This is a genomic window from Pseudomonas sp. Irchel s3b5, from assembly GCF_900187435.1.
In the GTDB taxonomy this organism is placed as follows: domain Bacteria; phylum Pseudomonadota; class Gammaproteobacteria; order Pseudomonadales; family Pseudomonadaceae; genus Aquipseudomonas.
Genome location: NZ_FYDY01000003.1, coordinates 336,345 through 357,711, shown reverse-complemented (window position 1 = coordinate 357,711; position 21,367 = coordinate 336,345). Strand labels below are relative to the sequence as shown.

Here is a 21,367-nt window from a genome sequence, read left to right as displayed (position 1 = left end):
CCACGCTCAGCACTGAGGGCTCGCTCGATCAAAGCCTTCTTGAACGCCGCAGAGGCGTCCTCAATGGCTTCAGCGGTCATCGGTCCATCGGTGAATTGCTCGAGCAGCTCTTTCGGGATTTTCGGTAGTTCTCGCAACGCGGGTTTCTTTTTGGTTGGCATACATGCACCTCTTACTCATGTTATGCCCGAACACAAAATTTCTGACACCCCCCTTACGTGAGTACTTGCAAAACAACACATATATCTTGAGCAACCTAAAGCACAAACTGAATCTAGGTTAGCCGACCTAAAAACATGAACCGGGTCAATGCCATTGGCCCTGTTCACTCACCGTCACGATACCTGCCCCCCTGCCACAAACCGTTTGAATAGCGACCGAGCCCCATACGCAGGCAATACATTAAAGAACGCAAAAAATACTTTTATCGCTATCTGAACGAAGACTATAGAAAGAATTTCACTATTCGTCATCACCCCATAAAATGCGATAAAACAAAAAATAAAGCTGTCTATTATTACCGCAAAAAAAGTACTGAGAAATACACGTAAAAACAAATAACGCGAATTCGTCAGCTCTTTTATTTTCGACAACAAATATGAATTAACATACTCTGAAAAAAGAAATGACACCGAAGACGCAACAAGCACTGACGACACCTGCGCAACAACCGCACTATAAGGAGCGTCCAACTCCCACCCAGGCAATCCAGGAAGATGTGAAACCGCACTCAATAGCACTATTATCAATGCATTACTTGCAAATGCAAATAATATGGCCTTTCTTGCAAGCCGAAGCCCGTAAAACTCGTTCAATAAGTCGACTATTAAAAAAGTTAGCGGAAATAGAAAGACCCCTGGAGTAACAACCAGATCAAACACACTTAAATAAACAAGCTTTGTCGCACCAATATTTGCAAATATGTACAAAGCAAGCAGTAGAAGATTCAATACTACATAAACCATCCACGAACGCTCATGACGATCATTCAACTCGTACGTGGTCAGCGCAACACCGCCAGAGTAAAATTTCCTGTATATATCCCTGACTTCAGCCTTACTTAAGTCATCCATAATTTCACTTTTCAACACTTCTTCCAGTCTAACCTTGATGAGTTTTCCCGTAGAGACAACCATAATCATTGCAAGGTTCTTACTCCTCTCAAAACCTAACAGTTTGTATTTCGTATTTTCGCAGTCACTAACCATTAAACCTTTCCTCAATCACCTCCCCAACCACCCGAACTACGTCTGAGTCAACACAGCACTCAGTCGTCATAAATAGTTTTTTTGAGTCCTTGTTGTACACCAACTGTTCTTTACCGCAAATCGGTAGACCTTTCTTTACAATCAACAGATCTCCTGGCTCGTTCATGCCAGAAATTTCATTTTCCAAAAGCACACCTATCAAATTACAGGCCGTTCCAAAATAATAAGTCAGCGGGTAAATCGTACACAGCTCTCCAATCCTCTTATCCAGACTTCGAACCAAATCACTTTCCTTGATCACCGGAACAGCGGCCGGATTCATATTCCCTTCCGGAGAAACATCGCTTTCGATTATTTCCCTCTCTTGAAAATCAACAGTTTCTATTTCCTTATAGGACACTCCAAAAAAATCCGAAATTTTGCGAATCGTAGACTGTTGGACATTTACAACTCGCCCTTCGAGAATGTTATAGATCGTAGTTCTGGTCAAACCACTGGAATTACATAACGACAACTGTGTCTCGCCACGACTTTTAATCAGGTACTTAATATTATTTTTCAGATTTTCCGTCTTTTCTTTTTTGTACATCAACGTTCTACCACTCTGTTTTCGATCATACCCTACCGCCTCTTCAAGCAAATACTACCGAGAAGCCTTTGTGAGAGTAGCATCCTACATAGCTAAGCACGGCACAAAAAAAATATCAGAAATACGCAGAGCAACCGTTAGAAAATATTTCATCTGCGATATTTCCGACATACGAACCATCGAGAACTTACAGGAGCTTCCTACAGAAACACCTCACATAAAAATTGTAAAAAACACCAAATAAAAACAAATAAGAAAAAGATGTAAGACATTACGCACAAACCACAACTCACGAATCATTTAATTACACAGATGTTCATTTATTAGATTAATAAAATTGAATTTTCTGGTAATAAATCTACCTGCGCATCACCCGTAATCAGTAATTAATAACAGCGACGCCAAGAGATCGGGCGATGTTTCTTTTAACCTTGCAGGGAGCTCCATCATGAAAAAAACCACCTCGAATCCTCCGCCATCAACAGACCTTCCACCCGACGACCACGTCGAGTTGTCCAAACTCTCCGAGATCACCGAACGCCTCGTCAGCGCTCGTCTGCGCAATCCGGATCGCCCCGACCCTGTCAGCCACGTATTCACCATCGTTCCGAACGTCGATACGGAGTCGCTGCTTTGCCACGCCTGCGAAACCCTCGCCTCACTGAATGTCATGAGCACGGATCTCGCCTGCGAGCTGGAAGGCTCGCGCCGCAATGTCGCACTGGCCATTCAGCAACTGGCTGCTTTAGGTGAACTGCTGGTCAACAGAGCGTTGGATAACCTGGACCCGCCTTAGGGCTCGCCTGAGGTTTCGCCAAACCGCGAGCACGGTGTGTTCGCGTTCTTACCACTGGAGGTTTTTTGTCATGGATCGATACATGCCTATCACTGGCATCGACTGCACCATTGCATCGTTGGTGATCGACACCGAAGCACCGCTGGACGTGTTGCACGAAACAGCGGCCTACCGCATCCGCACCGCGACTCAACTGCTGGAAAACCTAGCGTGTGACGAAGGCATTTACAGCGAACTGGCGCGTGTACTGGTCACGTCATTGCGCGATGGCTGTGATTTGATGGATGTCATCGGGCGACGATTGCAGAAGCAAATTTCGGCGTAGCTCGTACACCAGAAACGACAAAGGGCGCCTTTCGGCGCCCCTTCACAAACAGGTCGGCTTGTCATCGCCCTTTACCTGCCTGGCTCTGTGATGGCTGGTTGCCCAGGATCCTCAGAGTCTCACAAGCCCCTTTCGGGAACGCCATCAGTATTGTCCGAAATCCCCCTACGAACAACCGCTGGCAACTTGCCCACCTCAGCCAAATTTGCTGCGCTTATAGGCCTAAGGCCTTGCGTACAGCGACTTTTATCGCAAAAAACTCATCTGTTTCAAGTTGTGAAATGACGTAAGTGCGCTTCCCTCGACGATCTCGGCTCTTTATTCGGTCGAGCCTGGAAAGACTGACGGTGGCAACCATATCGCATTTAGCCCAACACGTCGGGCTTGCTCCCTGCAGATGATTCGGCAGCTCTAGATGGTGTTCAAGCAGTTGATCCGGAGCGGTTGTACTAAGCGGCACAACCGTCACCAACAAGCTGTTGGTTCTGTGTTTGCGAATCACGACAACAGGTCTGACCTTGATCATTTCGGGAACTTCGTAACCCCTGAAATCGCAAATCAGTACGCTGCCTTCCTTGGGTTGATATAGAAGTGGCATCCATGGCACTCATCTAAAGAAATCGATTCTGCTCAATATCGGGTGAATCACGAAACCGGATCCGTTACGTGAAGTGTCCCTGCGTTCAAGCCCCTTATCTCGACTCGTCGACAGCTCAACAAATACCTTGGTGATCGGCGATCATTTGGTCCTTGCGCTGCACCAGCCACGCCGCCGTCACCGGATAAAGCTGCCCCAAGCAGAAGTATTGTGTGTGTGTGACGTTATGCGGCGTGCTGGATTGAGCCTTTCGGCCCCTTCACAGACAGGTCAAGTTGTCATAGCCCTCAATGGGGTGATCAGGGCGGATCAAGATTATCCAGCACCCGATTCACCGCCAGTTCCCCTAGCATGATCGACTGCTGGATCCCCAGCAGTGTGTGGCCCTGTGAGCCCTTCAGGTCTCTGGCGAAGTCACTTGCCATGACGTTTGCCGAGGCTAGCGACACGCAGGCGTATTCCAGCAGGGTGTGGTTGTCGATATCGGGGGCGATGAGGAATAGGGGGCTGGGTTGGTGTGGCACGTCCGGATCGGTATCCGGTGGGTTTGGCGCATGGGTCATGATTCAGCGTCCTGAAAGTGGCGGCCACACCAAATTGCTTCTGATCAAAAGGGTGGCAGCTGTACGCAGGTTAGCAGACCGGGCCACGATGAAACCGGCGCGCCCGAAGGCGCCCTGCGCACAGCCACCGTCAAGGGCAGGTATGGACATACCTGCCTATCAGGAGCGCCAATGCGCTTCATTGTGGACACGGGCTGCTAAACCCGATCACTGACAATCAGTGACAAAAATCAAGCTACCGACAGCCCCAAAAGCGCACAAGCCGGCGGATTCTGGAGTAGGTGTAGGCAGCGCCGCAAGACGCTGTAGCCTTTGGGAAGGATTTCAGAAATGTCCCACGGGAGGGGGTGAAGTTTCCCGCCAGGTTGGCATGCAGAGGGTCTTTTGGGTGTACTTGCGGACGCCTTCGCTGGCAAGCCAGCTCCTACAGGGTTCCGTGGTGTGGCGAGCATTGTGTTCACACCGCTGAACACTGTAGGAGCGAGCATGCTCGCGATTGACTGCGCAGCAGTCACACCTGCAACGGCTCAACCTTGCTCGTCAGCAACTCCACAAACGCCCGCGCCATCGCCGATTTCTGGTCCTTGCGCTGCACCAGCCACACCGCCGATACCGCTGCCGGATCGAGCAGCGGCCGATAGACCACGCCGTCGATGCGCATCCGCTGATAGGACGCCGGCATCACCGAGACGCCAAGACCCGCGGCCACCAACCCGATGATGGTCATCGCCTCGCCAGCCTCTTGGGCAAAATGCGGCGTGAACCCGGCATCGCGGGCGAGGCTGAGCAGCTGCGCATACAGACCGCTGCCGTAACTGCGCGGAAAAAACACAAAAGGCTCAAGCGCCAGAGCTGACAGGAACAAGCCCTCTTCGCTGCCCTCCACCAGCGGGTGTTTGGAGCTGAGGACCGCGACCAGCGGCTCGCGCATCAATTCGACCACGCTGAGACTGTCCGGGAGGCCCAGCGGGCGCATGATGCCGACTTCAATCGATTCGTCCACCAGCGCATCGGCGACTTGGGTGCTGCTCATTTCCCGCAGGTTCAGGTGCACCGCCGGGAAGCGCTGGCGAAACGAGAAAATCGCCTGGGGGATGGTCGAGTTGAAGGGGGCTGACGAGGTGAAGCCGATCTTCAGTTCGCCCAACTCGCCCAACTGCGCCCGCCGCGCAACATCCGCCGCTTTGTCGACTTGCGCCAGCGCCAGTCGCGCTTCTTGCAGAAACAGCCGACCGGCTTCGCTCAGTTCGACCCGACGATTGGTACGTTCAAAAAGCCGTGCGCCGACTTCCTGTTCCAGCGCTTGAATCTGCTGGCTCAGCGGCGGCTGCGAGATGCCCAGCACCTGTGCGGCGCGGCCGAAGTGCAGTTCTTCGGCGACGGCGATGAAGTAGCGCAGATGACGCAATTCCATGGAAACCCCATTAGGTCGTAAAAGCTATCAAACAGGTCGAACAATATATTGGATTGAATCATTAGCCAGCTATATGCTTTTTTCATTGCCTGACCGGCTGCGCCCTCCGAGGTCCCCCGTGAAAACTGCTGTCGCCCCACTCGCCCATGAAGTTCCACCTTCGGCACCGGACGCTATCGCTACTGAGCTGGTGGAGATCTACATCGAAAAAGGCACCCCTGCGTTCATGCGCACAGTGCTGGCGTTGTTCTGCGGCGGCTTCGCGACGTTCGCCCTGCTCTATTGCGTGCAGCCGATGATGCCGCTGCTGTCCGACGAGTACTCCATCAACGCGGCGCAGAGCAGCCTGATCCTGTCGATCGCCACCGGCATGCTCGCCATCGGCCTGCTGATCACCGGCCCGATCTCCGACCGGGTCGGGCGTAAACAGGTGATGGTAGCGGCACTGTTCGCCGCCGCGCTGTGCACTATGGGCAGTGCGATGATGCCGAGCTGGCACGGCGTGCTGGCGATGCGCGCGCTGATCGGGTTGTCGTTGAGCGGTCTGGCAGCGGTGGCGATGACTTACTTGAGCGAAGAGATCCACCCGCAGCACATCGGCCTCGCCATGGGTTTGTACATCAGCGGCAATGCGATTGGCGGGATGAGCGGGCGTTTGATCACCGGGGTGTTGATCGACTTCGTCAGTTGGCACACGGCGATGCTGGTGATCGGTGGCCTGGCGCTGATTGCGGCGGCGGTGTTCTGGAAAATCCTCCCCGAATCGCGCAACTTCCGCGCCCGCTCGCTGCATCCGCGCAGCCTGGTCGACGGTTTCACCATGCACTTTCGCGACGCCGGGTTGCCGCTGTTGTTCCTCGAAGCCTTTGTGTTGATGGGTGCGTTCGTCACGCTGTTCAACTACATCGGCTATCGCCTGCTGGCCGCTCCGTACCACATGGAACAGGCCTTCGTCGGGTTGCTGTCGGTGGTGTACCTGTCGGGCATCTACAGCTCGGCAAAAGTCGGCTCGCTGGCCGACAGACTCGGGCGGCGCAAAGTGCTCTGGAGCACCATCACGCTGATGATCGGCGGTCTCGCCCTGACGATGTTCACCCCGCTGCCGCTGGTGATCATCGGCATGCTGATCTTCACCTTCGGCTTCTTCGGCGCCCACTCGGTGGCCAGCAGCTGGATCGGTCGCCGCGCCACCAAGGCCAAAGGGCAGGCATCGTCGCTGTACCTGTTCAGCTATTACGCCGGGGGGAGCATCGCTGGTACGGCGGGTGGCGTGTTCTGGCACTTGGGTGGATGGAACGGGATCGGGCTGTTCATCGGCACGCTGCTGGTGATTGCGTTGCTGGTGGCGTTGAAGCTGGCGAAGTTGCCACTACTGCCGCAAAACACCTCGACTACCTGAACACAGCCCGAGCCTCCAACTCGGTGTCGCGAGCTTCCAGCGTCAGCGATTGCAGCGCAACACCGTCGCGCTCAAGGTTATCGAGCCATTGCATCAAGGCTTGCGCGTTGCCGCTCAGGGTCAGGCGCAACACATCGTCATCGCTGTCCATCTGACGAATCTCCAGCCCCGCCTTCGCGGCGCTTTCGCTGATACGCAGCGACAGCGGCTGATGAGCGGAAGCCGGTGCCTGACTGCGCGGCAGTGCGTGTTGCAGTTGCGCGGCCAGCCCCCTCTGCTGCTGATATTGACGCTCGACCGCTTCCAGTCGCTGGCGGGTCGGTTGCCAGATCAGGCTGAACGCCATGACTGCCAGCAAAAACGCCCCCAACCCCAGCAATAGCCGTTGTTCGCGGACGGACAGTCGCTGCCATGCGTGTTTCATGCCTCGTTCTCCATGGTGAAGGTCGCGTGTACGCGGTCGGCCGCTTTGTTCGCGCTATCGAGCCTGACGGGCAGGCCTTGCTGGCGCCCACGTTCACGCAACTGTTCGAGCTCGGCGAACGTGTTGGCGGTCAGCTGGATTTTCCAGCCATCGCCCTCGCGAAACTCGATGCGCTGGACCTCGACATGGCTGGCGCCGACCACCCGTTCGATCAGGTTGACCAACCCGGCCACCCGCGTGCCTTGCACTTCTACGGGCTGGTTTTGCAGCATTTTGAGTTGTACCGCCAGGTCGACGATGCGGCTTTGATCCGGATACAGCGCCTTGAATCGCTGCTCATTCTGGAGCGTGAGGCGCTGGGTTTCGCTGTCGAGAAAATTGATTCGCGTTTCAAGGGCGCCCCAGCTCAACAGCGCCACCATCAGCGCCGCCATTCCCCCCATTCGCCAGGGCAAACGCTGTCGCCGCGGTGCGAATACGCCGTGCAGCAGATTGATGGCCTGCGCCGGTCGGGAGTGCATCCATTGCGCGAAGGAGTCGTGACCTTGAGGCGCATCCAGCCACTGCATGTCCTTGGGCAGTAACGGTGTGAGCTGCGCCCGATGGTCGTGCGACAAGGCCATGCGCATCGGCAATGCACCCCCGATCAACCAGCGCCCAAACCACCAGACGCCCAGCGGTTGATCGCCGGGCAAGAGGTCTGCATCGACGAACACGCCACGCACCTCAATGGCCGCTTCGGCCAGCAGTGCGAGCACGCCCGCCAGACGTTCCCGTCCAATGACCAACACCGGATAGCAGCCATCACGGTCACGCGGGCCAACGCTCAAGTGCATCATCTCCAGCGCTTCGCTCAATTGGTCCTCAACGGCGAAGGCGATGGCCTGGGCCTTCGGTTTGCGTTTGGTCGGCCAGGGATCGGTGCGTACCCAGCTGCACATTTCCATGGGCAACAGCAGATCAATCGCCTGACCTTGCAGCGCTTGCGCGGCTTGGTTCAAAGGCATGGACTGACCGTCAGCGGTCGAGCCCCCTACACAACAAGGCCAGTCGACCGATACCGTTTCCAAACCTTCTGCAGTCAGGTAAAGCCAGGTGTTCATCACGACCTCTCGTTGGCAGTCAAAGGAAGAAAACGGCGTTGCAGCACGCTCAATTGGCGGGTGTCCGGATCGTGTTCGACATCCGTGGCCAAGCGCAAAATGCGTCCGCCCTGGGTCACCTGCACGGTGATCCGATACCAGCGACTCTGGATGCCGAGGCCGTGGCTGCTCAAACCCAACCCGGAGAGCAACGGGTCTTGCGTAAAGGCCTGAACGCTGGCCCAGGGCGTCGTCGATGCCTGTCGAACCAGCGTGTTGGCGGTCGCGGCGTCTACGTCACCGAGCGCTCGCATCACCAGCGTCGGCGCGGCGTTGATGTTCAGCGCCGCGTCGAGGGGCAACGTCGCCACCCAGGGTTCCAGTTGCTGCAACAGTGGTCCATCGATGCCCGGCAACAAACGCAACTGGCTCAGCTCACCCAACGGACCGACCTGGCTCAACTGCAACGGCGGCAGGTTGAGCAGTTTCAGCAGGCGCTCCCAGCGGTCCAGGGTGACCTGATCGATTTGTCCCTGACGCAGCAACGCGTTGAGATTGAAGCGCCCGGCGAGGTCTTCGATGTCGACTCGGATCTGTGCGTCTTCAAGTTCAAAACCGGGTGTCATGCCGATCCGGTTATGAGCCTGGCCGGTGGCTTGCTCGGGCTCCTGCAACGCCGCTTGCAACCACAAGATCGCCCAGTCTTCTGCCCCGGTCGCGAGTTGGCGCAAACTCAATTGCTGCAACTGCTGCCCACTGCTTTGCAGCGACAGGTGATGACTGCGCAACAAGCCGCTGGTGATCAACAGCGCCAGGCTCATGACCAGTAAAACGCTGATCAGCGCGATGCCGCGCTGCCGATTCACCGCCGTGTTCCCGGCATTGGCAGCACCCTTCGGATGCCTTCGAAACGCCCGACCGACAGCTGAAACTCCAACGCCAGCGGCATTTCGGACGCCTGCCCTTGCGGCCATTCACTGAACCAGCCAGCCTGCTCGTCGAACAAACGCCAGCTCAATCCACGAACACCTTCAAGCAACTTTTGCCGTTGCATGACTTGCGAGCCTTCGCCTTGGCTTTCACGCCACAGCACGCCGTTGTCCAGGCGATAGGTCAGCGCTTGGCGCTCACTTCGGGGCTGATCCAGAGGGTTGCGCCAATGGCTGCGCTGGAACCGCAAAAGCGACGGCGCAAGCACCACCGATTGCTCGGTGACGTGCATCACATCCCGCTCGATGACCGCCACGGCCCGTTGCAAACGCCTGAACTCCCGTTCATGCGCCGTCGTGCCTTGCTGCACACGCACCACGCCATCGAACAAGCCCCAACTGGCCAAACCCAGCACGGCGAAAATAGCCATGGCGATCACCAGTTCCAACAAGGTGAACCCACGCTGCTTACTCATCACGAACAGGAATCCAGCCAGTGGCGCGGTGCAGGGTGTGCTCACGCCCCGGAACGCTGACGTGAACGTCTGCCCTGAGCAGGCGCGGGTCGGCGGTGGCGCTGATGTGCTGACGCAGCTGCCAGTCACGCTGATCCATCTGCACCAAGCGTTGCTGCTGCCCGATGTCAAGGCGCGGCTGCAGGCGTAATTCATTCAACTGGTTGTCTGCCAACCAGGCCGCGAACAATCGTTGTTCGACAGCGCTGCTTTGCTTCAGCACGTATTGGCTGGCCGACAAAACGGCTGCCGCCAGCGTGGCGAAGATCGCCAGGGCCACCATGATTTCCAACAGTGTGAAGCCGGCCATGTGCGACATTGGTTTGCGCTCAGTCATTGATCACGACCTCGCCGATGCCGTCGCCGGACAGGCTCAACCAGGTCCTGTTGCTGGAGACGAATCTGAGCGTGAAATCGCTGGTTTCATCACTGCTGAGCATTAACAGTTGTGGCGCACCTTCGTCAGCCCCCAAACTCAGCGAATAGCCGTCCCGTTCCAAACGAGGTTGCACGCCATCCGGCCAACGCGACAGCGCCGCCACCGACGCCCATCCCCTGTCGCCAAGACGCATGACCCGGAAGCCATCGACGCTCAGCCGCACGCCGTACTCCTGGCCGTCGAGCACGGCGCGCTCACGCAGTTGCCCGATCATCTGCGCCATGGCGCCCGCTTCCTGCTTGACCTTGCGCGCCGGACTGACACCCGTGGCCAGGCTCACCATGCCCAACAACACGCCGATCACCACGATCACGATCATCAGTTCGAGCAAGGTAAATCCTCGGCAGCGCTTTTCCATGAATCAGTCATCCTCCGAGACCAATATCCACCCCGAGCCCTTCACCGCCCGCGACGCCATCGGCGCCCAGGGAATACAAATCGTAGGTGCCATCGACCGAATTCACGCCGGGGTTGAGGTACTGATAGGGCGTGCTCCAGGGATCGACGGGCATGCTCTTGAGGTAGCCCTGCGGGTTCCAGTTGCGTGCCGCCGGCGATCCGGAAGGTCGCTTGACCAAGGCTTCGAGGCCTTGCTGGGTCGAGGGATAGTGGGCGTTGTCGAGTCGATACATTTCCAGCGCGGTGGCGATGGCCTGGATATCGATTTTGGCAGCGGTGACCTTGGCCTGATCGGGACGGCTCATGAACTGCGGCACCACGATGGCCCCCAGCACACCAATGATGACGACCACCACCATGATTTCAATCAGGGTAAAACCGCGCTGCTTGTGTTGACGGACAGATTGCATGGATCAATTCACCAATTGGTTGAGGCTGAGAATCGGAAGCAGGATGGCCATGACAATCAGCAGCACGACGCCGCCCATCAGCACCAGCATCGCCGGCTCGAACAGGCTCACCACCAGCGCAATGCGCGCGGCGAGGCTGCTTTCCTGTTGTTCGGCGGCGCGGGCGAGCATGCGATCGAGCTCACCGGCGCGTTCGCCGCTGGCGATCATGTGCAGCATCATCGGCGGGATATCGCCGCTCTGTTCCAGGCCCCGGGTCAGGGTTGCGCCTTCGCGGACCGAGCGGGCGACGTCGACCATCCGCGCTCGAATGGTCAGGTTGCCGATGACCGCCGCGGCGATCTCCAGCGCATCCACCAGCGGCACGGCACTCTTGCCGAGGATCGCCAACGTACTGGCAAACCGTGCGGCATCCATGGCGCGCAATACGTCGCCGATGACTGGCACATTCAATACCCAGCGATGCCAGCGCAGGCGCCACAGCGGCTGGCGCAAACTCCAGCGCCAGAGGCCGAGCAATGCGGCCAGCACGCTTATCATCAGCAGGAAATGATTGCGCAACCCGTCGCTCACACCGATCAGCGCCTGGGTCAACCAGGGCAATGGCTGACCGCTGTCGACGAAGATCTTCACCACGTCCGGCACGACGTAGCCGAGCAGAAAGCCGACGATCGCCACGCTGGCCAGCATCAGGATCAACGGGTACACCAGGGCCATCTGGATTTTCTGTCGCGAGGCCTGTCGGGCCTGGGTGTAAGCCGCCAGTTGTTCAAGCACATGCCCCAAGTGCCCGGAGCGCTCGCCGGCTGCCACGGTGGCGCGGAACAACTCGGGGAACGCCTTGGGAAACTGCCCTAACGCCGAGGCCAGCGCATGGCCTTCCATTACCCGGGACCTGACCGCCGACAGCAGGCCAGCAACCTTGCGTTTGGTACTCTGCTTCGCCACCGCTTCGAGGGCTTCTTCCAGCGGCAGACCGGCCTGCACCAATGTTGAAAGCTGCAAGGTCAGCAAGGCCAGATCCGCTGCGCTCAAGCGTCCGCGATGGAATGCCTTTCCCGCGTCCCTGCTGACGTCTATCTCGCTCAACGCAAGCGGCCACAAGTGACGCTCACGCAACAATTGCCGTGCATGACGCGGTCCATCAGCTTCCAACCGTCCCTTGCAGGATCGGCCATGGGCATCGTGGGCGCGGTAATCGAAGGTCGGCATCGGTCAGTGCTCCTGCGTCACGCGCAACAGTTCGTCGAGGCTGGTCAATCCGCTCACCACCCGCTGCTGGCCGTCCTGAAACAGGCTGCGTGAAACCTTGCGCACTTCTTCGATCAGCGCCTGTTCGCTGGCGCCCTGATGGATGAGCGCCGACACTGCGGGGGTTACGCTGATCAACTCGTAAATGCCGATGCGTCCGCGATAACCGTGCTGGCATTGCTCGCACCCCGCCGCTCTGAACAGCGGCGGCGGCGTTAAAGGATCGAGCCCCAGACGTTCGCAAGCCGTCGCGTCGGCGATGTACGAAACCTTGCAGTGCGGACACAACGTGCGCAGCAGTCGCTGGGCCAGAATGCCGACCAATGAGGACGCCAGCAGATAGGCATCGACACCCATGTCCACCAGCCGCGTGACCGCGCCGGCCGCGCTGTTGGTGTGCAAGGTCGACAGCACGAGGTGCCCGGTGAGGGAGGCCTGGACAGCGATCTCGGCGGTTTCGCGGTCGCGGATTTCGCCGACCATCACCACGTCCGGGTCCTGTCGCAATATCGCCCGCAAGCCTCGGGCGAAGGTCATGTCTACCTTTGGATTCACCGGCATCTGACCGACGCCCGGCAGGTGATATTCGATAGGGTCTTCGACGGTGAGGATGTTGCGGGTCTGGTCGTTGAGGCTGCTCAGGGCCGCATACAGGCTGGTGGTTTTGCCGGAGCCCGTGGGACCGGTCACCAGGAGAATGCCATGGGGTTTTCCCAGCAACAGGTGCAACGCTGCAAGCGTGTCATCCGGCATGCCCAGCCGATGCAGATCCAGTCGCCCGGCCTGTTTGTCGAGCAGGCGCAACACCACTCGTTCGCCGTGCGCTGAAGGCAGCGTAGAGACCCGCACATCGACTTCATGACCGGCCAGACGCAAAGCCATTCGGCCATCCTGGGGTACGCGCTTTTCGGCGATGTCCAGGCGCGCCATGACCTTGATCCGCGATACCAGCAGCGTCGCCAGTTCGCGCCGCGGCCTGAGCATTTCACGCAACTGGCCGTCGACCCGCATGCGCACCGACAGGTATTGCTCGAACGTTTCCAGATGCACGTCGGAGGCATGCTCGCGCACCGCTTCGCCGAGCAGGGCGTTGATCAACCGAATGATCGGCGCATCGCCCTGCTGCTCCAGCAGGTCGGCGGTTTGCGGGACCTGATCGACCAGGCTGAGCAAGTCCAGCTCTTCGTCCAACCCTTGGGCGACCTGTTCCATCGCGCTCTGCCCTTCGCGATAGGCCGCTGCCAGACGCAAGGCGTATTCGCCGGGCTCGACGATCTGTATCGGCAGCGCCCGGCCGCACACGCGCTGCGCTTCCGCCAACGCGGTCAGCGATGCATCGGCGCGTATCACCAGGCATGGCTTGTCACCCGCTTGCTCCAGCAGCACACCGCAACGCCGGGCAAACCCGAACGCCAATTGCTCGCAGACTCCGCTCATGGCATCACGGCGCCTTGCCGCGCAGGTCGAACACTGGCGCGTCACTCACGGGCTCGAACAACTGCCGCGCTTCGGCCGGCAGCAGCAACGAGTTGTTTTCACCGGCGCCGGACTTGCTCAGGTCACGCAGCGCGTTGTACCGCTGCTGGCTGACCTGGGACAGGTCCTCTTTGCTGCGCACGATGGTCGGACGCAGAAAAACCATCAGGTTGCTTTTGGTCTGGGTGTCGCGACTCCAGCGAAACAGCGCGCCGAGATACGGAATATCGCGCAGCAGCGGCACACCGCTTTTCTGGGTGCGCACGCTATCCCGGATCAGCCCGCCGATCACGATGATTTCGCCATCGTCGGCGAGGATGGTGCTCTTGAGCGCACGCTTGTTGGTGATCAAATCCGAAGAGTCGATGCCCGACACAGACGGCGCGATGTCCGACACTTCCTGCTGGACCTCAAGACGCAAGGTCGAGCCTTCATTGATGTACGGCTTGATCTTCAGGCTGATGCCCACGTCCTTGCGCTCGACGGTAGTGAACGGATTGTCCGCACCGTTGCTGTTGGTCGCGTAGGAGCCCGTCTTGAACGGTACGTTCTGGCCGACGATGATTTCCGCTTCCTGGTTATCCAGCGTCAACAGGCTCGGCGTCGAGAGCAGGTTGCTGTGGGTGTTGCTGGCCAGCGCCGAAATCAACGCACCGAAGCGGTCGCTGCCCAGTTGCAGGATCGCGCCTTCGGGGGCCGATTTTTTCTCATCGAATGTCAGCCCGCCGACAATCGGAATGTCGGTGCCGGGGAAGTTGATGAAGCCTTTGGCGTCGCCGGTGTTGAGGTTCCACTGCACACCGACGGCCTCGGCGATGTCCCCAGAGATTTCGACGATGGCGGCATGGATCAGCACTTGGGCCCGTGGCTGATCCAACTGACGCACGATGCTTTCGATGGTCCGCACTTGTGCCGGTTCGGCGATCAGCACCAAGGCATTCTGGCTTTCGTCAGCCTTGATCATGAACGTCGCGCCGGTGGATGCGTCCCTTGCATTGCCGACGCCGGGCGCCTGCTTTCTGCCCTGCCCCATCGACTCCAGAATCTCGGCCAATTGCTTGGCATCGCTGTGGCGCAGGCGAATCACCCGGGCGTTGTCGAGGGTGGCGGTGGCGGGCGTATCGAGGCCTCGCGCCAACTCGGTCAGGCGCTGGCGAACGGCCGGCGGACCGATGAAGATCAGGCGATTGGTGCGGTTGTCGGCCAACACCTGGATGGCGGACTCGGCGTTGCGTTTGCCCAGCGAAGCCTCGATCACGGGCGCGACATCAGCGGCCTGGGCATGCCGCAGTTGCACCACGGTATGCAGGTTGTTCTGACCGGAATCCAGTTGGCGCACGACCTTGCCGATGCGAGCCACATTGGCCGCTGTATCGGTCACCACCAACGCATTGGCCGACACCGACGGGCCGACGTAGCCACTGGCCGACACCAACGGCCGCACCAGCCCGGCAATGTCCGCAGCGCTGCTGGTGTTCAAGTCGATGACACGGGTCACATATTGCGAGGCCGTGGCGGTCTTTTCCGAGCCCTGACCGGCGCGCGTCCTGGCCTCGGCAACCGGCGTGATGAGGATCCGGTCGCCCTCGTCGATCACCGTAAAGTTGTGGGCATCGAGCACCGAATAGAACAGCCGGCGCACCCCTTCGCGGTCCAGGGCCTGGCGGGACATGACCGTGATGCGGCCGGAGACTCGAGGGTCCAGCACCACGGTGGTTCCCAGAATGTTGGAGATCTCTTCGACGATGTCGCGCAGTTCGGCATTGTTCATCGCCAACTGCCATTTTTCTTCCTCGGCCTCAAGGGCGCCGTGGAACAACGCGATCGTCATGGCGACAAAAAAAAGCACCGGCCGCAACGCCTGTGCCCCGAGAACGCTATTCATGAATGTGTTCACTCTGACACCCCGGTATCGGGGAGGAAAAAACGCGGAGAAATGATCGGTGCCGGTGATTTGGCGGGGGCTTCAACCCGATGCAGAAATGCGCTGGCAGCAGGCTTGAGGGCCAACAATTCTTCTCGCCCCTTGCTCCACAACACCACCTGACCGGCCTCGATCCGGCGCAGTACGCTGCCGCCGGGCAGGCGATCTCCCACCTTGTAAAGGTGCGAACCCTGGGAGTCCGCCAGCAACGCTTTGGATAATCCGCTGCGGATAACAAAACTCGCGTGCAAGATCAGTGGTTCGGTACTGGGTAGCAACTGCGCACCGGCCGTGAGGCCGAGCACCGTAGCGACCGAGGTTGCATCTAGCATTTCTCGGGGCAGTGCAGCTGTTCGAATGATCTCGACGGGCTGGGGAGGAGTCGCAAGGCCTTCGCGAAAACGCCACTCTTGCCAGGCCAGAAATGCGCCGTAGCTTACTGGCACCGCCAATAAGCACAGACGTGCAGCGAGCCTGGTCAAACGTGCCAGTGAAAACCTCACAGCTCCATTCACTCAAATTGCCCCTTCGCCGCCTTGTTGCACCGAAAAAATGACATTCGTCGCAACACGCGATGGTTGCAGGCCTCATGGAAAATCACGGCACCGACATGCAGCGCAATCAGTAACGAAAGCACAACACATGCCCAAATATGCACGGTGAAGTAACGGGCGATCAGATGCGGATCACGCAGCGGTTGAGCAAATTCCACAACCCCAAACACATCAATCGGACGATCCATCATCAACACGCCAGTCACCAGTACGATGGCGACAATCAGATAAATCAGCACGTGCACCAACGGTGCAAGCGCATCGACAAGCAAAATGGATTTCCAGTCCAAACAACGGACATGCGAAAAAAACAAAAACAGCCGCCATACAAAAAACGGTATGAACACGGTCGTCAGCGAGACATTGAAGGACGCTACCGACTGTTTGATGGGTGCCGAAACGTCAACACTGGCCACAAAAAAACCGGACAGCAACGTCCATAAAATGACAGCCGCCGAAAACCAGTGCAGCCATACACGCAGCGTGGAGTAAACCAAAACCGTCATTTTCAACCCGATCATCAACAGATGAGATGAGTCTTCAGGCGACCCGAATTCGATCGCCTGAAGTGTCACGCAAAGGACTTACAGCTTGTTCCACGCCATGTGCCAGTGAGCACCGACACCGGGCTCGTAACCGTTGGCGCTCGGGCTGTACTGCTTGCAGTAACCGGACTCAGGGAACGGCTTGCATTCAAAGACTTCATTGGTCTTCGGTTGCAGGACTTTGGTGCCGGCGGTGTAGTCGCTGATGCCTTCGGGGAACACGAAGTCATAGTCAGCGCCTGCGCCTTCACCGGTCATGTTGACGGTCTGGGTATCCTGGCGAGTGGTACGGCCATCCAGGGTGGTGCCGACGAGCGTCAGGGTGTGCACATCCGGATTGCTGCGAACATCCATGCTGAGCATGGCTGAACCACTGTCGATTTGTGTCGAGGTCACACCGACCGGCTTATTGCTCTTGTCGAACAACGTCGCTTCGATGTTCATCCTGCGGTTGGACAGCACGCCGAAATCGACTTTGGCCTGACCTTTGTCCAGCACGTACTCAGGTTGCAGCGTCGACACCCCAAGGCGCGCGGCGGCGTCTTCCTTCATGTCCAGCTGCACTTCGTAACGGATAACACCGCTTTGTTTCTGGGCGTAAATACTGTTGCTGCCTTTGACCGGTTCGATATTGCCGCTTTCATCACGGACACCGGCACGGACCAGGGTGTGGGTGGCGTTGATCTTTTCTGCCAGGTTGAATGCCCAGTTTTGCGGCACGCCGCCTTCAGCGTTGTCGATGCTGATTTCGACGCTGTACTCCGGTTTCTCGCCAGTAGCGGAGAACGCACGAGCCTTGACCTTGTCGCCCACCAGCAATGTGGTCGAAGGCGCGATGCTGCCCACGGAGGACCAACCACCCGGCAATTCTGCTTCCGCCAGGATGTTCACGTCAGTCGGGTTGTAGAACGCCGCATCGGTATCACCAACGGTCCAGATCGCCAGAATGACGTGATGACCGGTTTTCTCAGGGGGGATGGTGCAGGTGTGCTTATCGCTGTCAGACGGCTTCTGATTGCCACCATCGACGGTGCAGAACGGGGTGCTTTCGAACGTGGCGCGCTTGAGTGCTTCGTTCGGGTTCCAGCCGTTGCGGCTGATGAAGTACTCATGTTTGGTGGCTGGGTGAACGGCGGTGTAGCGCCACTGGAAATCGATCGTGCGATTCTTGATTTCAGTCAGGTGCCAGCGGGTGGCGGACTGTGCGTCCAGTGCGGAGAACAGCGAGTGGCCGCCGCTGGCGATCTTGCCATCGACCGGGCCCTGCAGCGGTGCGCCGCCGACGCCAGCCGGGAAGCCTTTGAAGGTTTCACCGACGCTTTGCGGTTCGTACTGGGCGCCGCCGCAGTTTGTGTTCAAACCTTTCTGGCAAACCAGGGCACGGGAAGGTGGCACTTCCAGATAGCCGTGAGCGGAAACGGTTTGCGTGGTCAGCATTGCCGACAACAGGACCGCAGTGGACGTGCACGCGGTCAACGCACTTCTTTTATCAAACGTGATTTTCATGAATATTCCAGGCTGATTATCGAAAACAGGGCACCTTGTGGGCGCCGAAGTTCGCTTCGTGATTGTTCGGCGTTGCGCCGGACAAGGGCCTGGAACCTTACGGGGATAGAAGAAAATTCTATGTAGGAGGAGTCAACAAACGAGGCGGGAACAGTCTCTCTATTCCCCTATCTGACAACATCAGAAACTACTCTTACAGCCAGTGATGATTTATCGACCGAACTTTTAAACGGCATAAAAAAACCTGTCCGGCACGAGGCGGGACAGGTTTTTGCGAAACCGGGATTAACCGTTACTCGTGATACTGCGCCGACAACTCATGCACCGCGCGCAGGAAGGCACCGGCGTGCTCCGGATCGACTTCCGGGGTGATGCCATGGCCGAGGTTGAACACGTGGCCGCTGCCTTTGCCATAGCTGGCCAGAATGCGCCCGACTTCGGTACGGATGGCTTCCGGTTTTGCGTAAAGCACGGTCGGGTCCATGTTGCCTTGCAGGGCGACTTTGTCACCCACGCGGGCGCGGGCACTGCCAATGTCGCAGGTCCAGTCCAGGCCCAGTGCATCGGCGCCGGCATCGGCGATGCTTTCCAGCCACAGGCCACCGTTCTTGGTGAACAGGATGACCGGCACCTTGCGACCTTCGTGTTCGCGGATCAGGCCGCTGACGATTTTCTTCATGTAGGCCAGGGAGAATTCCTGGTACGCCGCCGCCGAGAGGGCACCGCCCCAACTGTCAAAGATCTGTACCGCTTGCGCACCCGCCATGATCTGGCCGTTGAGGTAGCTGGTGACCGTCTGCGCGAGCTTGTCCAACAGCAGGTGCAAGGCTTGCGGGTTGTCGTAGAGCATGGTTTTGGTCTTGCGGTAGTCTTTCGACGAGCCGCCTTCGACCATGTAGGTGGCCAGGGTCCATGGGCTGCCGGCAAAGCCGATCAGCGGCACGCGGCCGTTCAGTTCGCGGCGGATGGTGCTGACCGCGTCCATCACGTAGCCGAGGTCTTTGTGCGGATCAGGAATCGGCAGGGCCTCGATGTCGGCCAGGGTGCTGACGACTTTCCTGAAGCGCGGACCTTCGCCGGTTTCGAAGTACAGGCCTTGGCCCATGGCATCGGGGATGGTCAGGATGTCGGAGAAGAGAATCGCCGCGTCCAGTTGCGGGTAGCGGTCGAGCGGCTGCATCGTGACTTCGCAAGCGAACGCCGGGTTCATGCACAGGCTCATGAAATCGCCGGCCTTGGCACGGCTGGCGCGGTATTCAGGCAGGTAGCGACCGGCCTGACGCATCATCCACACAGGGGTGACGTCTACGGGTTGCTTGAGCAGGGCGCGCAGGAAACGGTCGTTCTTCAGGGCAGTCATGTCGGCATCCGGAAAAAAAGTGCGGGCATTTTCTCAGAGCGCGACGCAAAAGGCACGGTTGCAGGTCAGCCTTTTGTCTATCGAGTCAATTTGTCGCATTTTCGCAGCACCCAAAAACACTGTAGGAGCCGGCTTGCTGGCGATGCAGACGACGCGGTGTATCAGGTACACCGCGTTATCGTTCATCGCCAGCAAGCCGGCTCCTACAGGGTGAGGCGTCGATCAGACGCCCAGGTAATCCAGGATCCCTTCGGCGGCATTGCGGCCTTCGAAGATCGCCGTCACCACCAGGTCGGAACCGCGCACCATGTCGCCACCGGCGAAGATTTTCGGGTTGCTGGTCTGGTGCTTGTACTGACCTTGTTCCGGTGCCACGACACGGCCCTGGCTGTCGGTCTGGATGCTGAACTGCTCAAACCACGGCGCCGGGCTTGGACGGAAACCGAAGGCGATAACCACGGCGTCGGCCGGGATGATCTCTTCGGAACCCGGGATCGGCTCGGGGCTGCGACGGCCACGGGCGTCCGGCTCGCCGAGACGGGTCTCGACCACCTTCACGCCTTCGACCTTGTCTTCACCGACAATGGCGATCGGCTGGCGGTTGTAGAGGAATTTCACGCCTTCTTCCTTGGCGTTCTTCACCTCTTTGCGCGAGCCCGGCATGTTCGCTTCGTCACGACGATAGGCGCAGGTCACCGACTTGGCGCCCTGGCGGATCGACGTACGGTTGCAGTCCATCGCCGTGTCGCCACCGCCGAGTACCACGACCTTCTTGCCTTTCATGTCGACGAAATCTTCCGGCGACTTTTCAAAGCCCAGGTTGCGGTTGACGTTGGCGATCAGGAAATCCAGCGCGTCGTACACGCCCGGCAGGTCTTCACCGGCAAAGCCGCCCTTCATGTAGGTGTAGGTGCCCATGCCCATGAATACGGCATCGTATTCTTCGAGCAGTTGCTCCATGGTCACGTCCGTGCCCACCTCGGTGTTGAGGCGGAACTCGATGCCCATGCCGGTGAAGACTTCGCGACGATTGCTCAGCACGGTCTTTTCCAGCTTGAACTCGGGAATGCCGAAGGTCAGCAGACCGCCGATTTCCGGGTTCTTGTCGAACACCACCGGAGTCACGCCGCCACGCACCAGCACGTCGGCACAGCCCAGGCCCGCAGGCCCGGCACCGATGATCGCGACACGCTTGCCGGTCGGCTTGACCTTGGACATGTCCGGGCGCCAGCCCATGGCGAACGCGGTGTCGGTGATGTACTTCTCCACCGAACCGATGGTCACCGCGCCGAAGCCGTCGTTAAGGGTGCAGGCACCCTCGCACAGACGGTCCTGCGGGCACACCCGGCCGCAGACTTCCGGCAGGGTGTTGGTCTGGTGCGACAGTTCGGCGGCCTGGAGGATGTTGCCCTCGGCCACCAGCTTCAGCCAGTTGGGAATGAAGTTGTGCACCGGGCACTTCCATTCGCAATACGGGTTACCGCAACCCAGGCAGCGGTGGGCCTGGTCGGCCGACTGCTGGGGTTTGAAGGGTTCGTAGATTTCCACGAACTCTTTCTTGCGTTGACGCAACAGTTTCTTCTTCGGATCCTTGCGCCCGACCTCGATGAATTGGAAGTCGTTGCTGAGTCGTTCGCCCATCTTCAAAACCTCTTACACGA

General features: G+C 58.5%; 23 protein-coding genes and 1 pseudogene. 3 read left to right on the top strand and 21 right to left on the bottom strand.

What is annotated here, in order from left to right:
* The 3 genes and pseudogenes from CKW15_RS05575 to CKW15_RS05565 form a co-directional block, all read right to left on the bottom strand.
* Positions 1-161 (bottom strand): annotated as a pseudogene (locus CKW15_RS05575) (IS256 family transposase); the annotation flags it as partial.
* Between the two features lie 174 nt (positions 162-335).
* On the bottom strand, positions 336-1,208 hold the full coding sequence (locus CKW15_RS05570; RefSeq protein WP_095151785.1) for a queuosine precursor transporter: 873 nt from the start codon (positions 1,206-1,208) through the stop codon (positions 336-338).
* Complete coding sequence (locus CKW15_RS05565; protein WP_095151784.1) at positions 1,201-1,797, bottom strand: helix-turn-helix transcriptional regulator; 597 nt, start codon at positions 1,795-1,797, stop codon at positions 1,201-1,203. Before CKW15_RS05565 ends, CKW15_RS05570 begins: the two co-directional genes overlap by 8 nt.
* Before the next feature lie 448 nt (positions 1,798-2,245).
* Between CKW15_RS05565 and CKW15_RS05560 the strand changes: the two genes are divergently transcribed.
* Positions 2,246-2,593: a DUF6124 family protein gene (locus tag CKW15_RS05560; RefSeq protein WP_095151783.1), complete on the top strand. Its 348-nt coding sequence runs from the start codon at positions 2,246-2,248 to the stop codon at positions 2,591-2,593.
* A gap of 70 nt (positions 2,594-2,663) precedes the next feature.
* Positions 2,664-2,918, top strand: coding sequence for a hypothetical protein (locus CKW15_RS05555; protein ID WP_095056465.1), 255 nt, complete (start codon positions 2,664-2,666; stop codon positions 2,916-2,918).
* A 214-nt stretch (positions 2,919-3,132) separates the two neighbouring features.
* On the opposite strand, the gene CKW15_RS05550 is transcribed toward CKW15_RS05555, so the two are convergent.
* The 3 genes from CKW15_RS05550 to CKW15_RS05540 form a co-directional block, all read right to left on the bottom strand.
* Positions 3,133-3,516, bottom strand: coding sequence for a type II toxin-antitoxin system PemK/MazF family toxin (locus tag CKW15_RS05550; protein WP_095056466.1), 384 nt, complete (start codon positions 3,514-3,516; stop codon positions 3,133-3,135).
* 299 nt (positions 3,517-3,815) lie between these two features.
* Complete coding sequence (locus CKW15_RS05545) at positions 3,816-4,079, bottom strand: DUF6124 family protein (RefSeq protein WP_095151782.1); 264 nt, start codon at positions 4,077-4,079, stop codon at positions 3,816-3,818.
* A gap of 511 nt (positions 4,080-4,590) precedes the next feature.
* Complete coding sequence (locus tag CKW15_RS05540) at positions 4,591-5,493, bottom strand: LysR family transcriptional regulator (protein WP_095151781.1); 903 nt, start codon at positions 5,491-5,493, stop codon at positions 4,591-4,593.
* 118 nt (positions 5,494-5,611) lie between these two features.
* Between CKW15_RS05540 and CKW15_RS05535 the strand changes: the two genes are divergently transcribed.
* Positions 5,612-6,892, top strand: coding sequence for an MFS transporter (locus CKW15_RS05535; RefSeq protein ID WP_095151780.1), 1,281 nt, complete (start codon positions 5,612-5,614; stop codon positions 6,890-6,892).
* Here the strand turns inward: CKW15_RS05535 and gspM are convergent.
* From gspM to CKW15_RS05460, 15 genes are all read right to left on the bottom strand, one after another.
* Entirely contained in the window at positions 6,885-7,316 is a 432-nt protein-coding gene (gene gspM / locus CKW15_RS05530) for a type II secretion system protein GspM (protein ID WP_095056470.1), read from the bottom strand. The two genes, CKW15_RS05535 and gspM, sit on opposite strands and share 8 nt — an antisense overlap.
* The gene (gspL, locus tag CKW15_RS05525) at positions 7,313-8,419 is read right to left on the bottom strand and encodes a type II secretion system protein GspL (protein WP_095151779.1); all 1,107 of its coding nucleotides are present in this window, start codon (positions 8,417-8,419) and stop codon (positions 7,313-7,315) included. The genes gspM and gspL overlap by 4 nt, the downstream gene beginning before the upstream one ends.
* Positions 8,419-9,219 carry a type II secretion system protein GspK gene (locus tag CKW15_RS05520; protein ID WP_256583108.1) on the bottom strand — a complete coding sequence of 267 codons (801 nt, stop codon included), beginning with the start codon at positions 9,217-9,219 and terminating at the stop codon, positions 8,419-8,421. Before CKW15_RS05520 ends, gspL begins: the two co-directional genes overlap by 1 nt.
* 41 nt (positions 9,220-9,260) lie before the next feature.
* Positions 9,261-9,803 (bottom strand): type II secretion system protein GspJ, encoded by a 543-nt coding sequence (locus CKW15_RS05515; protein ID WP_095151777.1) that lies wholly within the window; start codon positions 9,801-9,803, stop codon positions 9,261-9,263.
* Positions 9,796-10,179: a type II secretion system minor pseudopilin GspI gene (gene gspI / locus CKW15_RS05510; RefSeq protein ID WP_095151776.1), complete on the bottom strand. Its 384-nt coding sequence runs from the start codon at positions 10,177-10,179 to the stop codon at positions 9,796-9,798. The genes CKW15_RS05515 and gspI overlap by 8 nt, the downstream gene beginning before the upstream one ends.
* Positions 10,172-10,639 (bottom strand): type II secretion system minor pseudopilin GspH, encoded by a 468-nt coding sequence (gene gspH, locus CKW15_RS05505; RefSeq protein ID WP_095151775.1) that lies wholly within the window; start codon positions 10,637-10,639, stop codon positions 10,172-10,174. The genes gspI and gspH overlap by 8 nt, the downstream gene beginning before the upstream one ends.
* A gap of 7 nt (positions 10,640-10,646) precedes the next feature.
* Positions 10,647-11,090, bottom strand: a complete 444-nt coding sequence (gene gspG, locus CKW15_RS05500; RefSeq protein WP_095151774.1) for a type II secretion system major pseudopilin GspG — start codon at positions 11,088-11,090, stop codon at positions 10,647-10,649.
* A 3-nt stretch (positions 11,091-11,093) separates the two neighbouring features.
* The gene (gene gspF, locus CKW15_RS05495) at positions 11,094-12,302 is read right to left on the bottom strand and encodes a type II secretion system inner membrane protein GspF (protein WP_095151773.1); all 1,209 of its coding nucleotides are present in this window, start codon (positions 12,300-12,302) and stop codon (positions 11,094-11,096) included.
* A gap of 3 nt (positions 12,303-12,305) precedes the next feature.
* Complete coding sequence (gspE, locus tag CKW15_RS05490; RefSeq protein ID WP_095151772.1) at positions 12,306-13,778, bottom strand: type II secretion system ATPase GspE; 1,473 nt, start codon at positions 13,776-13,778, stop codon at positions 12,306-12,308.
* 4 nt (positions 13,779-13,782) lie between these two features.
* The gene (gspD, locus tag CKW15_RS05485) at positions 13,783-15,702 is read right to left on the bottom strand and encodes a type II secretion system secretin GspD (protein WP_095056478.1); all 1,920 of its coding nucleotides are present in this window, start codon (positions 15,700-15,702) and stop codon (positions 13,783-13,785) included.
* Positions 15,703-15,710: 8 nt separating this feature from the next.
* Positions 15,711-16,073, bottom strand: coding sequence for a hypothetical protein (locus CKW15_RS05480; RefSeq protein ID WP_371856284.1), 363 nt, complete (start codon positions 16,071-16,073; stop codon positions 15,711-15,713).
* A 179-nt stretch (positions 16,074-16,252) separates the two neighbouring features.
* Positions 16,253-16,870, bottom strand: a complete 618-nt coding sequence (locus tag CKW15_RS05475) for a cytochrome b/b6 domain-containing protein (protein WP_367316863.1) — start codon at positions 16,868-16,870, stop codon at positions 16,253-16,255.
* A 9-nt stretch (positions 16,871-16,879) separates the two neighbouring features.
* Positions 16,880-18,346 carry an N-acetylglucosamine-binding protein GbpA gene (gbpA, locus tag CKW15_RS05470; RefSeq protein WP_095151771.1) on the bottom strand — a complete coding sequence of 489 codons (1,467 nt, stop codon included), beginning with the start codon at positions 18,344-18,346 and terminating at the stop codon, positions 16,880-16,882.
* A 292-nt stretch (positions 18,347-18,638) separates the two neighbouring features.
* Positions 18,639-19,706 (bottom strand): uroporphyrinogen decarboxylase, encoded by a 1,068-nt coding sequence (hemE, locus tag CKW15_RS05465; RefSeq protein WP_095056480.1) that lies wholly within the window; start codon positions 19,704-19,706, stop codon positions 18,639-18,641.
* A 222-nt stretch (positions 19,707-19,928) separates the two neighbouring features.
* Positions 19,929-21,347, bottom strand: coding sequence for an FAD-dependent oxidoreductase (locus CKW15_RS05460; RefSeq protein ID WP_095056481.1), 1,419 nt, complete (start codon positions 21,345-21,347; stop codon positions 19,929-19,931).
* Positions 21,348-21,367 lie beyond the last annotated feature (20 nt).